The following is a 13,781-nucleotide window of genomic DNA, read 5'->3' as shown; positions in this document are numbered from 1 at the left end:
CCCCGGCCGAGGCGCGGCGGTTTGCCAAAGCGGCGCGCGCCTGCGCCGCCCCGCCGCCCTGACGGGCCACGGCCTTGCGGCTCCCGATCCTGTTCATCCTGATCACCGTCGTGCTGGACGCGATGGGGATCGGGCTGATCATGCCGATCATGCCCGACCTGATCCGCGAAGTACGCGGCGGCACCCTGGCCGGCGCGGCGCTGTGGGGCGGCATCCTGTCAACCGTCTTCGCGGTGATGCAATTCGGCTTCGGCCCGCTGGTCGGCAGCCTGTCAGACCGGTTCGGACGGCGGCCGGTGCTGCTGATCTCGTTGTTTTTCATGACGCTGGATTACCTGGTGATGGCACTGGCCGGGTCGATCTGGCTGTTGCTGGCCGCGCGCATCGTCGGCGGCATCACCGCCGCCACCCATGCCACGGCCAGCGCCTTTATGGCCGACATCTCGGCGCCCGAGGACAAGGCGGCGAATTTCGGTCTGATCGGCGCCGGTTTTGGCATCGGGTTCGTGCTGGGCCCGCTGATGGGCGGGCTGCTGGCCGAATACGGCACCCGCGCCCCATTCTACGCCGCCGCCGCGCTATCGGCGCTGAACCTGCTGTTGGGCGCCTGCGTGCTGCGCGAAACCGTGCGCCGCCCGCGGGCCTTTTCCTGGGCCCGCGCCAATCCGCTGGGCGCCTTCCGCCACCTGTCGCGGATGCCGGGAATCCGCCCGCTGCTGGTGGTGTTCTTTCTCTATAACCTGGCGCTGTACGTCTATCCGGCGATCTGGGCCTATTTCACCCAGGCGCGGTTCGGCTGGAGCCCCGATATCATCGGCCTGTCGCTGGCGCTGTACGGGATCACCTCGGCGCTGGTGCAGACGGTGCTGATCCGCAGCCTGATGCGCCACTGGGGCGAACGGCTGACCGTGCTGCAGGGCCTGTTCTTCGACATCGGCACCTGCCTTTTGCTGGCAGTGGTCACCAGTGGCACCGTGGCGCTGATCCTGACGCCGCTTGCCGCGATCGGCGCGGTGGTGACCCCGGCGCTGCAAGGCACCATGTCGCGGCAGGTGGCCGATGACGCCCAGGGCGAATTGCAGGGCGTGCTGAGCAGCGTCAACGCGCTGGCGGTGATCCTGTCGACGATGGTCATGACCTCGGTCTTTGCCGCCTTCACCGCCCCCGCCGCGCCGGTGCAGTTTGCCGGCGCGCCGTTCCTGCTGGCCGCGCTGCTGTTGGTCATTGCCCTGGTGATCTACCGGCGGCAGGTGAACGCAGCGGCAGGTGCGGCGTAGGAATTTTCCGTCTTGCGATGCAGGGCCAAGCGAATAACGTGCAGGGCAGGATCGGGAGCGGAGGGGACTATGCAAAGCATCAAAGCGGCCGTGTGCCACGCGTTTAACGCGCCATTGGTGATCGAAGACGTCCTGCTGGACGCGCCCGCCGCCGGGCAGGTCGAGGTCGAGATCGACGCGGTGGCGATCTGCCATTCCGATATTTCCTACCAGCAGGGCGGCTTTGGCGGCCATCTGCCCGCGGTCTATGGCCACGAGGCGGCCGGCCGCATCACCGCGATCGGCACCGGCGTTGCCGCCGAATATGCCGTGGGTGACAGCGTTTGCGTCACCCTGGTGCGGTCCTGCGGCCATTGCCCCTCGTGCTATTCCGGGCATCTGTCCACCTGCGAAACCCCGCGCGACAACACCATGGGACCGCTGAAAACCAAGGATGGCGGCGCGGTGCTGCAGGCGATGTCCTGCGGCGCCTTCGCCGAAAAGGTGGTGGTCGATCAAAGCCAGATCGTGAAGATTCCCGCCGATCTGGGCAAGGATGTCGCCTCGGTCATCTCCTGTGGTGTGATCACCGGGGTCGGCGCCTCGGTGCTGGCCGCCAATCTGCGGGTCGGGCAGGACGTGGTGGTGATCGGCGCCGGTGGCGTCGGGCTGAACGCGATCCAGGGCGCCCGGATCGCCGGGGCGCGGCGGATCGTGGCGGTGGACCTGATGGACGAGAAGCTGAAAATCGCCAAGGCGTTCGGCGCGACCGACGCGGTCTCGGCCAAGGCGGCAAAACCCTGGCGCGAGGTCAAGGCGATCCTGGGGCGCGGCGCCGATGCGGTGCTGGTCACCGTGGGGGTGGCTCAGGTCTATGACCAGGCGCCACGCTATCTGGCGCCCAGCGGCAATGTCGTCATGGTCGGGATGCCTCATGGCGATCAGCTGACCACCTTTTCGCCGCTGAACATGGCCGATGCCGGGCAGGGCTTTATCGGCTCGAAAATGGGCAACATGGTGATCAAAAGGGATATTCCCTGGATCATCGACCTCTACAAACAGGGGCGGCTGAAGCTGGACGAGCTGATTTCGGGCCGCTGGCGGCTGGATCAGATCAACGAGGCGATTGCCGACACGCTGGGCGGCGCCGCCAAGCGCAATGTGATCATCTTCGACCGGTAACCGGGGCGCCCCGCCCCACAAGGAACGCGCGATGAAACTGCAAGATCTCGAGGTTATCGTCACCGCGCCGCCGGCGCCGGGCTGGGGCGGGCGGTACTGGATCCTGGTCAAGCTGACCACCGATACCGGCGTCACCGGCTGGGGCGAATGTTATGCCGCCTCGGTCGGACCCGAAGCGATGACGGCGGTGATCAAGGACGTGTTCGCGCGCCACATGCAGGGCGACACGCCCGAGAATATCGAAATGATGTTCCGCCGCGCCTATTCCGCCGGCTTCACCCAGCGCCCCGACCTGACCGTGATGGGCGCCTTTTCGGGGCTGGAAATCGCCTGCTGGGACATCCTGGGCAAGGACCGGGACCGCCCGGTGCATATGCTGCTGGGCGGGCGGATGAACGACCGCATCCGCTGTTACACCTATCTCTATCCGCTGCCCCAGCACGACATGTCGACCTTCTGGACCTCGCCCGAATTGGCCGCCGAAAGCGCCGCGGCGCTGGTTGCCAGGGGCTATACCGCGGTCAAGTTCGATCCCGCCGGCCCCTATACCAAGCGCGGCGGCCATATGCCGGCGATGTCCGACATCACCTTGTCGGTGGCGTTCTGCAAGGCAGTGCGCGAGGCGGTGGGCGACCGCGCCGACCTGCTGTTCGGCACCCACGGACAGTTCAGCACCGCCGGCGCGATCCGGCTGGGCAAGGCGTTGGAACCCTATCAGCCGCTCTGGTTCGAGGAACCGGTGCCGCCGGACAATGTGGATGCCATGGCGCGGGTGGCCCAGGCCGTGAACATCCCCGTCGCCACCGGCGAACGGCTGACCACCAAGGCCGAGTTCGCCGCGTTGCTGCGCGCCGGGGCGGCCGAGATCCTGCAGCCGGCACTGGGCCGCGCCGGCGGCCTGTGGGAGATGAAGAAGGTCGCCGCCATGGCGGAAGGCTTCAACGTCCAGATGGCGCCGCATCTTTATGCCGGGCCGGTGGAATGGGCGGCCAACCTGCACTTCGCCACCTCGATCCCCAACCTGCTGATCGCCGAAACCATCGAAACCCCGTTCCACGATGCGCTGATCGGCGGCAGCATCCGGGTCGAGGACGGTTTTGTCTCGCTGTCGGGCGCGCCCGGCCTGGGCATCGAGGTGGACGAGGCGCTGGCCCGCGCACATCCCTATACCGGCACCGGCCTGCATCTGGAGATGCAGGAAGATCCCTGCAGCTATACCGGCGACAACGCCTTCGAGGGCGGCGCCCCGGCGACCAGATAGCGCGCCGGATCAGTTCGAGACATAGCCGGCCACGACCTGCAGGATCTTGAAGGCGGTCGCGGCGTCGTTTTCGACCACGGCAAGGAATTCCTTGGCGCCGATCCGCAGGCATTTCAGCTCGCTTTCCGCCACCATGCTCAGCGCCCGCGGCTCGTTGCGGATCAGGCCGAGTTCGCCAACCAATTGCCCCGGTCCGGCGGTCACGATCAGCTGGTCGGGCTCGGAGTCTTTCGGCAGGTACAGCCCCGCCTCGCCCTCCAGGATCAGGTAGGCGCCGTCGCTGGGCGGGTCGTTCTTGAGGAACACCACGTCGCCTTTCTGCGCCTCGTACCAGCGGGCGCCGAAGGCCAGCAGCCGCAGCTGCTTGCGGTTCAGCGTCGAAAACAGCTCGGTCTGTTCCAGCGCGCGCAGCTTGCGCGCCAGGTCGGCGCTGCCGGCGCCGTCGCCATCGCCGCCCGGTGCGGTCTCTTCGCTCACGATGCGGCCCTGCTGCAGTTCCAGAAGGACATCGAAGATCCCTTCGTCATCGAATTTCTCGCCGAGATAGATCAGCGTCGTCTCGGGCATCAGTTTGCGCAGGTTATCATGAACCACCGCCCGCGTCTCGGCCCCGTAGCTGGCCAGCGCCCCGTCCAGGATCAGGATATCGGGCCGCTTGATGGTGGCGCGGCTATAGGCCAGCGGTTCGGCGTAAAGCGCCGGCAGGTTCTGCCCCGACAGCGCGATCGGCAGGTCGTAGATCAGCTGCACCACGCCTTCCTGCGCGCCGGATTCGATCAGCGCCACTGATACCAGCCGGCGGATATCGTCGGCCCGGCCACCGGCATCCTGCGACAGCTTGCCGAAAATCGCGTTTTCCAGCACCGTGAGGCCCGAGGAAAACCCGTCCTCTTCCAGCGGCGCGAACAGATCGCCGAGGCAATCAAGCAATTCCGAGGAATGGCTTTGCCGCAGATCCAGAATCCGGGTCTTCAGCTCTTCGGGGAAGGTCGGACCGATCTGTTCGGCCGAGATCCGGAAAGGCACCGTCAACAGCGTGCCCAGCTCGGCATCGCTGATCGGCGGGGCGTCGGGCCGGCGGGTTTTTTCCACCAGTTCCACCGCCGCCTCGTAGGTTGCTGCATCCAGACCCAGATTGCGGAACAGCGGGTGGTCGGTGCCGTCCATCCCAAAGATCTGGCGCAGCATCTCGATCACGTCGCGCGCCAGCGTCACCAGCACGGTGTCGAGCCCCAGCGCGCGGATCTGGCCGAGGAAGGCGCTTTGACCGGCCAGCAGCTCTGGGGTGATCGGCTGGCGCGGGGTGGCAAACAGCAGGTTTTCCCCCACCGGCAGCGCCGGGTTGTAGCGCGCGGGATCCAGCCCGTGCACATAGCGCGCCAGCCCCGCCTCGGACAGCGCGAACCCGATGCGGTCGCGCAGCTCGACCAGCCGCTCGGCCAGCGCCGGATGGGCGGCGGCGTCAAAGCTCTGGTCAAGGCCGCGCCGGAACAGCGCGTTGCCCGGCCCCATCCCTTCGATCAGTTGCAGCCACCAGCTGCGCAGCTCGTCCGCCGTGGCCACCCCGGCGGCGGCGGGGTCGTACCAGTCGGCGTCGAGCGGATCGGGGCTGTTGCCGGCGCGCAGCGCCTCGGCCACATAGGTCGGGTCCTGCCCCTCGCCCATCGGGCGGCGGCGGATCGGCATCATCACGTTGTCGCCGAAGGTGCCCTGGAACAGCTGCGGCCGCGAGGTGGCATAGCCGATGCGCGCGGCAACCACCCCCTGGTGCAACGTGGCCAGTTCGTGTTCGCCCAGCTGCACCGCGCCCGAGGCCGGCAGGATCTCGCGGGTCAGCAGCTCGGCAAAGGCGCGGCGATCCTCCTGGCTGGGTGCCAGGATGCCGATGGTGGCGCCACCGGGCAGCGTGGCGCTCAGATCCTCGAGCACCGGGTTGCCGTCCGGGTCGCGCACGGTGACATGGTCCAGCACCACATCGCCGGTCAGGCGCGGAATCTCGTCGGGCTGGCCGTCGAACTGGGCCTGGTCGCGCATGCCGGCGGGGGCGAAGCGCTCGACGATCACCTCCCAGCGCAGCGACATGTCCTGGGTCTGGTTGTAGTAGTCCAGCAGCTCTTTCCAAGGCGAGCTGAGATCCTTGTAAGCCGCCAGCGCCGCCACCAGGGCGCCGATCGACACCGCGCCCTGGATCACCAGATAGCCGCCGATGGCAAAGAAGAAGAACGGCGTGAGCTGGCCGATGAAGTTGTTGATGAACTTCATAAAGAACTTCTTCTGGTAGATCTCGAAGCGGATCTTGAACAGCCGCCCCAGCTGGTGCGAGATCTGGGCCTGCCGGTAGCGCCAGCCGCCATTGGCGCGCAGCGCCGCCACGCCGCCGGCGCTTTCGCCGATATCCGCGGCCAGCACCCGCACCTCCTGGATACGCTTCTTGTTCAGCAGGTTGATCTGGCGCTGCAGCTTGGGGATCAGCCAGGCCTGCAACGGTATCAGCGCGCAGGCGGCGACACCGAACCAGAAACTCTGCAGGAACAGGAACCCGAGGATCGTCAGCATCTGCCCGGCCTGAAGCACCGGCTGGCTGATCGCGTCGCCCATCAGCCCGCCCATCGGTTCGCTTTCGGCGGTGACCATCGCCACCAGTTCGCCCTGGCTGACCCTTTCGAAATAAGGCTGCGGGAACAACAACATGCGCGAGATCAATTGATAGCGAAAGCGGCGCAGCATCCGTTCGGCCAGCACGCCTTTCATGGTGTTGATCCGCATCTTGACCAGGCCATGCGCCAGCACCGACAGCAGGAAGGCGCCGCACAGCAGGGCGAGGAAGCCGATCTGGCTGAACGCGACGCCCAGCACCTCGATCTCGCTCGACTGTGCGCCGATAGCGTCGTTGATGATCCGCTTGGGCAATTCCAGCGTCAGGTAAAGCAGCGGAAACAACGCCGCGGTTACCATCAGCAGGATCAGCTGATCGCGTTTGGAATATTTCCAGATGAATTGAAACAGCTTGCTTTCTATCTGACCGCTCCAATCATGCGACTGCACCCTGCCCTTCAATACCCGCCGGAACGGCCCCCGCGTTTTGGATTTCTAGCAAAGCGGGGGAATTGCTGGCAAATCCTATTCTGGTTTTGTTGCGTTGTGGCGCGGTGATTGCAGCATCAGATCGAAGCGCCTAAGCTGTGGCAATGCAATGACGCCGGAGACAGCTTTGGCCCCAACGGTCGGCAACGCTTTGATCCTTATCTGCTTCCTGCAGATCAAGCACATGTTTGCAGATTATTTTCTGCAAACCCCCAAGATGCTATCCGGACGCGGAGAATACCTGCATATGGGGCGCGCCCAGCATGCCGGGGTGCATGTTCTGGGTTCGGCTTTGGTGTTTCTGCTCTTCGGCGCCAGCCCGGTGTTCATTGCAATTCTCGCATTGGCGGAATGGGTGGTGCATTTCAATATCGATTGGGGCAAGGCGCGCTATTCCGAGGTGCGGGGCCTTGACCCGACCGAGGCCGGCTATTGGCGCGCCAATGGCCTGGACCAGGCGTTGCACCATCTGACCTATCTGGCGATGGCGTGGCTGTGGGTGGAATACGGCGCCCGCTAGCTTTCGGTGCTGGCCGAAGTGGCCTTGACGAAAAGATCCACCGCCAGGTTGCGGCGCGCGGCGATTTCCTCCGGGGTGCTGAGCGGCAATTCCGGATCCAGCAGCCGAGGCACCGGATTTTCCAGCGCCATACCAACCAGCAGGTCGGCATGCAGCTGCATCTGGTCCGCGGGGATCGACAACTCGCCGGCCTGCACCGCGGCTTGCAACTCTTCGATGACCATCCCCGCCAGAGCGATGGTGCTTTTCTCGCTGGTGCGCCGCGCCAGCAGCGGATAGGTGCGCGTGCTGGCAATGATCGCGCGCAAAAGCTCCAGCGAATTGTCCTTGAACCCGGGCACCTCGTTATGGGTCAGCACCCGTTTCAGCCGCGCCGCCACCGGCAGGCGCCGTTCGGCGGGTGAGAGCGGCCGGAACACCGTCTTGCCGATTCGGGCGATACAGGCCCCCAGCAGGTGCTCGCGATTTTCGAACATGCCATAGACCGTGCGTTTCGACATGCCCGCCCGGTCGGCAATAGCCGCCATCGTCACTTCGTCAAGCCTGAGCTCTGACAGCAGCTGGGTGGTGGCATCCAGAACGATTTCTTCGCGCGTGTCCTGATCGATCTGCACCGGTCGCCCGCGGCGGCGCACCTGCGGCATACAACACTTCGACTCACGCTTTTGCTTCATCTTGCCTTCCCATCTGGCTGTTCACCCAAAATTCGGCGCATGGGCAAAACAGCAGCTTTACAAAACTTGCCGGTTTCCTTATTCGACTGCAAGGCGCAAATCATCCGCGCGCCGGATTTCCTGGAGCAGTCAGATGCGAACCACCGCGAATTTCGCCCTCCGGGCCCTCGCCGCCTCGGCCGTCTGTGGCATGCTTTTGGGGGCGACGGCCAGCGCCCAGCAAGGCAGCGCCCCGCCGCCGACCGTCACCGTTGTGACGCTGGAAGCCAGCGATGTGACCCTGACCGCCAAGCTGCCCGGCCGCGTCGAAGCCTCGCGCATGGCCGAGGTGCGGCCCCAGGTCAGCGGCATCATCACCGAACGGCTGTTCGAAGAGGGCAAGCCGGTTGCAGCCGGAGACGCGCTCTACAAGATCAACTCGGCCAGCTATGCCGCGCAGAAGGCCGCCGCCGAGGCGGCGCTGGCGCAGGCGCAGGCATCATTGAATTCCGCCGAACGCGAAGCGGCCCGCCAGCAGCAATTGCGCAGCCGCGCGGTCACCAGCCAGCAGGTGCTGGACGATGCCCTGGGCGCCCGCGACGTCGCCGCCGCCGCCGTCAAGGTGGCCGAGGCCAACCTGATGTCGGCGCGGATCGATCTGGAGCGCACCACCATCCGGGCGCCGATTTCGGGCGTGACCGGGCTGAGCCAGACCAGCGAGGGCGCGCTGGTCACCTCGGGCCAGGCCACCGCGCTGACGGTAATTCGCAAGCTCGACCCGGTTTACGTGGACGTGACCCAGTCGGCGGCGGAGATGCTGCGCTGGCGCCGCGCCGGCGCCGCGCTGGAAGAGGACAACCAGGTCGTCACCCTGCGGCTGGCCGATGGCGAGCTTTATGAACATGCCGGGCATCTCTCGGCGGCCGAACCGCATGTGGATGAACAGACCGGGACCATCCTGCTGCGGCTGGACTTTCCGAACCCCGAACAGTTCCTGCTGCCCGGCATGTATGTCGAGGTCGAGGTGCCGCAGGCGGTGGTCAGAAACGCCATTCTCGCCCCGCAGGAAGGCGTCACCCGCGACCGGCGCGGCCGCCCGGTGGCGATGGTGGTCACGCCGGAAAACACGGTCGAGACCCGCGCCCTGGACATCCAGCGCGACCAGGGCGCGTTCTGGGTGGTGGAGGACGGGTTGAACCCCGGCGACCGACTGATCGTGGAAGGTCTGCAAAAGATTGCCCCCGGCATGACCGTGCAGGCCGAGGAACGCCCCGCCGCCACCGACCAGGCCGCGCCGGATAGCGAAGGTTAAGCCCCGGCAGCCGCGATAAGGGCGGCGCCGCAGGAGACGATTCATGGCACGATTCTTCATCGACCGGCCGGTTTTTGCATGGGTCATCTCGATCCTGATCATGGGCGTGGGGCTGCTTTCGGTCTATACGCTGCCGGTGGCGCAATATCCGCAGATCGCCCCGCCCGCGGTGCGCATCTCGGCCAACTATCCTGGCGCCTCGGCCGAAACGGTCGCCAACACCGTGACCCAGGTGATCGAACAGCAGATGACCGGGCTGGACGGCATGCGTTACATGTCCTCCAGCTCGTCCTCGAATGGCAGCGCCAGCATCACCCTGACCTTCACCGCCGGCACCGATGCCGACGTGGCGCAGGTGCAGGTGCAGAACAAGCTGTCGCAGGCGACGCCGCTGCTGCCGGAAGCGGTGCAGCGGCAAGGCGTGACCGTGCAGAAGACCTCGGACAGCTTCTTCATGGTCATCGCGCTGATTTCCGATGACGGGCGGCTGGAGCAGACCGACCTGTCCGACTACATGGCCTCGAACCTGGTCGACGAGTTCAGCCGCATCGAAGGTGTCGGCGGCGTGCAGGTGTTCGGCGCGCAATATGCCATGCGCATCTGGCTGGATCCGTCCAAGCTGGCCGCCTATGAAATGACACCGTCCGACGTGGTGGCGGCGGTCTCGTCGCAGAATGCGCAGATCTCGGCCGGCGCCTTCGGCACCCTGCCCGCCCCGTCGGGCCAGCAGCTGAACGCGACGATCACCGCGCAATCGCTGCTGAGCACGCCCGAGGATTTCCGCAACATCGTGCTGCGTTCGGAAACCAATGGCGGCCTGGTGCTGTTGCAGGATGTTGCGCGGGTGGAAATCGGCGCCGAGAACTATGCGACCATCGGCCGGTTCAACGGCAAACCGGCCTCGGGCATGGCGATGCAGCTGGCCTCGGACGCCAACGCGCTGGACACCGCCGAACGGGTCAAGGAACGGATCGAGGAATTCTCGCAATTCTTCCCCGAAGGCGTGTCTTACGTCATTCCCTACGACACCACGCCGTTTATCGAGATCTCGATCCACGAGGTGCAGAAAACCCTGTTCGAGGCGATCGCGCTGGTCTTCCTGGTGATGCTGCTGTTCCTGCAGAACGTGCGGGCCACGATCATCCCGACCCTGGCAGTGCCGGTGGTGATCCTCGGCACCTTCGCGATACTCGCCATGGCCGGCTTTACCATCAACACGCTGACCATGCTGGCGATGGTGCTGGCGATTGGCCTGCTGGTCGATGACGCGATCGTGGTGGTCGAAAATGTCGAACGGATCATGGAGGAAGAGGGCCTTGGCCCGCGCGAGGCGACGCGGAAATCGATGGGCCAGATCACCGGCGCGCTGATCGGCGTGGCGCTGGTGCTGTCGGCGGTGTTCGTGCCGATGGCGTTTTTCGGCGGCTCGACCGGGGTGATCTACCGCCAGTTCGCCATCACCATCGTTTCGGCGATGGGCCTGTCGGTGCTGGTGGCGCTGACGCTGACCCCGGCGCTGTGCGCAACCATCCTGAAACCGAAAACGGCCCATGGCGGCCGGCGCGGGCCGCTGGGCTGGTTCAACCGCGGCTTTGACGCGATCACCCGCGGCTATGGCGGCACGGTCAGCTATGTGATCCGCCGCCCGCTGCGCATCCTGGTGATCTATGCCATGATCGGCGGCGGCATTGGCTGGCTGTTTTCAAACACGCCCACCGGGTTCCTGCCGAACGAGGATCAGGGCATCCTGATCACGCTGATCCAGGCGCCCACCGGCGCCACCGCCGAGCGCACGCTGAACGTGGTCAAGCAGGTCGAGAACCACTTTATGAACGTCGAAAGCGAAGACGTGTCGTCGATGTTCGGCGTCGTCGGCTTTTCCTTCGGCGGCAGCGGCCAGAACATGGGCCTGGCCTTTGTCCGGCTGGAGGATTGGGACGACCGGCCGCGGCCAGAGCAAAGCGCCCCGGCCATAGCCGGGCGCGCCTTTGGCGCATTGTCGCAGGTGCGCGACGCGATGGTGTTCCCGATCATCCCGCCGGCGGTGCCGGAACTGGGCAATATCTCGGGCTTTGATTTCTACCTGCTGGCATTGGGCGGGCAGACCCATGAACAGCTGCTGGCAGCCCGCAACCAGTTCCTCGGCCTTGCGGCGCAAAGCCCGCTGATCGCCTCGGCCCGGCCCTCGGGGCTGGAAGATGCATCGCAATTCGCGCTCGACATCGATTGGCGCGCCGCCGGGGCGATGGGGGTGTCGCCCACCGATGTCGGCAATGTGCTGTCGATCGCCTGGGCCGGCAGCTATGTGAACGATTTCAACGACAACGGCCGGATCAAGCGCGTCTATGTGCAGGGCGAACCGGAGTCACGCGCAACCCCGTCGGACCTGTCGAAATGGCGGGTGCGGAATTCGGCGGGCGACCTGGTGCCCTTCGCCAACTTCACCTCGGAACGCTGGACCCATGGCCCGCAGGGCCTGACCCGGTACAGCGGCATCCCGGCGATGCAGATCCAGGGCTCGCCCGCCGCCGGCGTGTCGAGCGGCGAGGCGATGGCCGAAGTCGAACGCCTGGTCCAGCAGCTGCCGCCGGGCTACCGCGTGGCCTGGACCGGTCTGTCGCTGGAAGAACGTGAATCCGGCGGCCAGGCACCGATGCTCTACGCCTTGTCGCTGGCGGCGATCTTCCTCTGCCTGGCGGCGCTGTACGAAAGCTGGGCCATCCCCTTCTCGGTGATGCTGGCGATGCCGATCGGAGTGCTGGGAACGCTGGGCGGCGCCTATTGGTTCGGCTTCGAAAACGGGGTGTTCTTCCAGGTGGGCCTGCTGACGGTGATCGGCCTGACCGGCAAGAACGCCATCCTGATCGTCGAATTCGCGCGCGAACGTTACGACGCAGGGGAATCGTTGTTCGACGCGGTGACGCTGGCCGCGCGCCAGCGGTTCCGGCCGATCATCATGACCTCGATGGCCTTTTCGCTGGGGGTGCTGCCGCTGGCCCTGTCCACCGGCGCTGGCTCGGGCGGGCGCACGGCGGTGGGCACCGCGGTTCTGGGCGGCACCATCACCGGCACCGTGCTGGGCGTGATCTTTGTGCCGCTGTTCTTCGTGCTGGTGCAGCGGGTCTTTGGCCGCTCCAAGGCCAAGTCGCAGCCCGGCGCGACCAACGAGGCCGCGACGGACCGGACCTGACCCGGCACGCTCAGGCGCGCTCGCGAAGCGCAGCGGTGCCGGCCTGCGCAACCGGCACCGGAGCGGCGGTGGCAAAGCGGTCCGCCCGCGGCACCGCCGACAGCAGCTTGCGGGTATAAGCGTGCTGCGGATCGGCCAGCACCTGCCCGGTCGGTCCGGTCTCGACGATTTCGCCCTGGTACATCACCGCGATGCGGTGGCTGACCCGTTCCACCACCGCGATATCGTGGCTGATGAACAGGAAGGACACGCCGTCGCGCGCCTGGATATCGGCCATCAGGTCGGTGACCCTGCGCGCGATGGACACGTCCAGCGCCGACACCGCCTCGTCGGCGACGATCACGCGGGGCCGCACCGACAGCGCGCGGGCGATGCAGATCCGCTGGCGCTGCCCGCCGGAAAACTGGTGCGGATAGCGCTCGGCCGCCTCCGGCTCCAGCCCCACCCGCTGCAACAGCTCGGCCGCCATGGCGCCGCGATCGCCGCGCGCGACCATGCCGTGCAGAAAGGCCGGCTCGGTCACCAGGTCGCGCACCGGCAGGCGCGGGTTGAGCGAGGCAAAGGGATCCTGGAACACCATCTGCATCCGTGCGCGGCTGGCTTTCATCGCCTCGGCGGACAGCCCGGACAGGCGCTGACCCTCCAGCACCACCTCGCCCGCCGACGGCTCGACCAGCCGCATGATCGAACGTGCCAGCGTGGACTTGCCGCAGCCGGATTCACCCACCAGCCCCAGGGTTTCGCCGCGCCCCAAATGCAGCGAGACATCGCGCACCGCCGCGCTGCCCTGGGCCCGTGAAAACAACCCGCCACCGCCGTAAACCGCGGTCAGCCCGGCAACGCTCAGCACCGGTTCGGGCTGGTCCAGCGGTGCCGGCGCACCGGCGCCCAGCCGCGGCATCGCCGCCATCAGCGTCTGGGTATAATCGGCGCGGGGCGACAGGAACACGTCGCGGGTATGCCCCTCTTCCACCTTTTCACCATGGCGCATCACCACCATGCGGTCGGCAATTTCCGCCACCACGCCCATATCGTGGGTGATGAACAGTACCGCCATGCCCAGATCATCCTGCAACGCGGCGATCAGCTTCAGAATCTCGGCCTGCGTGGTGACATCCAGCGCCGTGGTCGGTTCATCGGCGATCAGCAGGTCGGGTTCGCAGGCCAGCGCCATGGCGATCATCACCCGCTGGCGCAGCCCACCGGACAGCTCGTGCGGGAATTGCCGCAGCCGGCGCACCGGTTCCGGGATCTGCACCCGTTCCAGCGCCTCGCGGGCGGCCTCGTGGGCCGCCGCGCCGCGCAGGCCGCGATGCAGGCGCA

The 13,781-nt window shown here is 66.3% G+C and carries 9 protein-coding genes; 6 read left to right on the top strand and 3 right to left on the bottom strand.

Annotation, left to right across the window (positions count from 1 at the left end; all coding sequences use genetic code 11):
* Window positions 1–74 precede the first annotated feature (74 nt).
* The 3 genes from CVM52_RS18740 to CVM52_RS18730 all read left to right on the top strand — a co-directional run bounded on the left by CVM52_RS18740 (window position 75) and on the right by CVM52_RS18730 (window position 3,699).
* Entirely contained in the window at window positions 75–1,277 is a 1,203-nt protein-coding gene (locus CVM52_RS18740; RefSeq protein WP_100163962.1) for a TCR/Tet family MFS transporter, read from the top strand.
* A gap of 69 nt (window positions 1,278–1,346) precedes the next feature.
* Window positions 1,347–2,438, top strand: a complete 1,092-nt coding sequence (locus CVM52_RS18735; protein ID WP_100163961.1) for a zinc-binding dehydrogenase — start codon at window positions 1,347–1,349, stop codon at window positions 2,436–2,438.
* A gap of 31 nt (window positions 2,439–2,469) precedes the next feature.
* Entirely contained in the window at window positions 2,470–3,699 is a 1,230-nt protein-coding gene (locus CVM52_RS18730) for a mandelate racemase/muconate lactonizing enzyme family protein (RefSeq protein WP_100163960.1), read from the top strand.
* 9 nt (window positions 3,700–3,708) lie between these two features.
* Here the strand turns inward: CVM52_RS18730 and CVM52_RS18725 are convergent, their stop codons facing one another.
* Window positions 3,709–6,654 (bottom strand): ABC transporter transmembrane domain-containing protein, encoded by a 2,946-nt coding sequence (locus CVM52_RS18725; RefSeq protein WP_205964987.1) that lies wholly within the window; start codon window positions 6,652–6,654, stop codon window positions 3,709–3,711.
* Window positions 6,655–6,892: 238 nt separating this feature from the next.
* On the opposite strand from CVM52_RS18725, the gene CVM52_RS18720 reads away from it, so the two are divergent.
* Complete coding sequence (locus tag CVM52_RS18720; protein WP_370301604.1) at window positions 6,893–7,303, top strand: DUF3307 domain-containing protein; 411 nt, start codon at window positions 6,893–6,895, stop codon at window positions 7,301–7,303.
* On the opposite strand, the gene CVM52_RS18715 is transcribed toward CVM52_RS18720, so the two are convergent.
* A complete protein-coding gene (locus CVM52_RS18715; protein ID WP_100163958.1) occupies window positions 7,300–7,977 on the bottom strand; it encodes a TetR/AcrR family transcriptional regulator in 678 nt (225 codons plus the stop codon). The two genes, CVM52_RS18720 and CVM52_RS18715, sit on opposite strands and share 4 nt — an antisense overlap.
* A gap of 133 nt (window positions 7,978–8,110) precedes the next feature.
* On the opposite strand from CVM52_RS18715, the gene CVM52_RS18710 reads away from it, so the two are divergent.
* Together CVM52_RS18710 and CVM52_RS18705 are read left to right on the top strand one after the other, a co-directional pair.
* Window positions 8,111–9,268: an efflux RND transporter periplasmic adaptor subunit gene (locus CVM52_RS18710; RefSeq protein WP_100163957.1), complete on the top strand. Its 1,158-nt coding sequence runs from the start codon at window positions 8,111–8,113 to the stop codon at window positions 9,266–9,268.
* 43 nt (window positions 9,269–9,311) lie between these two features.
* The gene (locus CVM52_RS18705; RefSeq protein ID WP_100163956.1) at window positions 9,312–12,458 is read left to right on the top strand and encodes an efflux RND transporter permease subunit; all 3,147 of its coding nucleotides are present in this window, start codon (window positions 9,312–9,314) and stop codon (window positions 12,456–12,458) included.
* A 10-nt stretch (window positions 12,459–12,468) separates the two neighbouring features.
* Here the strand turns inward: CVM52_RS18705 and CVM52_RS27985 are convergent.
* Window positions 12,469–13,781, bottom strand: a 1,313-nt coding sequence (locus tag CVM52_RS27985; protein ID WP_100163955.1) for a dipeptide ABC transporter ATP-binding protein, incomplete at its 5' end; no start/stop codon positions are given.

This window comes from Pseudooceanicola lipolyticus (assembly GCF_002786325.1).
In the GTDB taxonomy this organism is placed as follows: Bacteria; Pseudomonadota; Alphaproteobacteria; order Rhodobacterales; family Rhodobacteraceae; genus Pseudooceanicola_C; species Pseudooceanicola_C lipolyticus.
This window is presented reverse-complemented; position numbering and strand designations above follow the sequence as displayed.

What these genes read in the sequence shown, in the direction of transcription:
- CVM52_RS18735 (WP_100163961.1), top strand. Translation starts at nt 1,347, where the DNA reads ATGCAAAGCATCAAAGCGGCCGTGTGCCACGCGTTTAACGCGCCATTG.
- CVM52_RS18730 (WP_100163960.1), top strand. Translation starts at nt 2,470, where the DNA reads ATGAAACTGCAAGATCTCGAGGTTATCGTCACCGCGCCGCCGGCGCCG.
- CVM52_RS18725 (WP_205964987.1), bottom strand. Translation starts at nt 6,654, where the DNA reads ATGGTAACCGCGGCGTTGTTTCCGCTGCTTTACCTGACGCTGGAATTG.
- CVM52_RS18720 (WP_370301604.1), top strand. Translation starts at nt 6,893, where the DNA reads ATGACGCCGGAGACAGCTTTGGCCCCAACGGTCGGCAACGCTTTGATC.
- CVM52_RS18715 (WP_100163958.1), bottom strand. Translation starts at nt 7,977, where the DNA reads ATGAAGCAAAAGCGTGAGTCGAAGTGTTGTATGCCGCAGGTGCGCCGC.
- CVM52_RS18710 (WP_100163957.1), top strand. Translation starts at nt 8,111, where the DNA reads ATGCGAACCACCGCGAATTTCGCCCTCCGGGCCCTCGCCGCCTCGGCC.
- CVM52_RS18705 (WP_100163956.1), top strand. Translation starts at nt 9,312, where the DNA reads ATGGCACGATTCTTCATCGACCGGCCGGTTTTTGCATGGGTCATCTCG.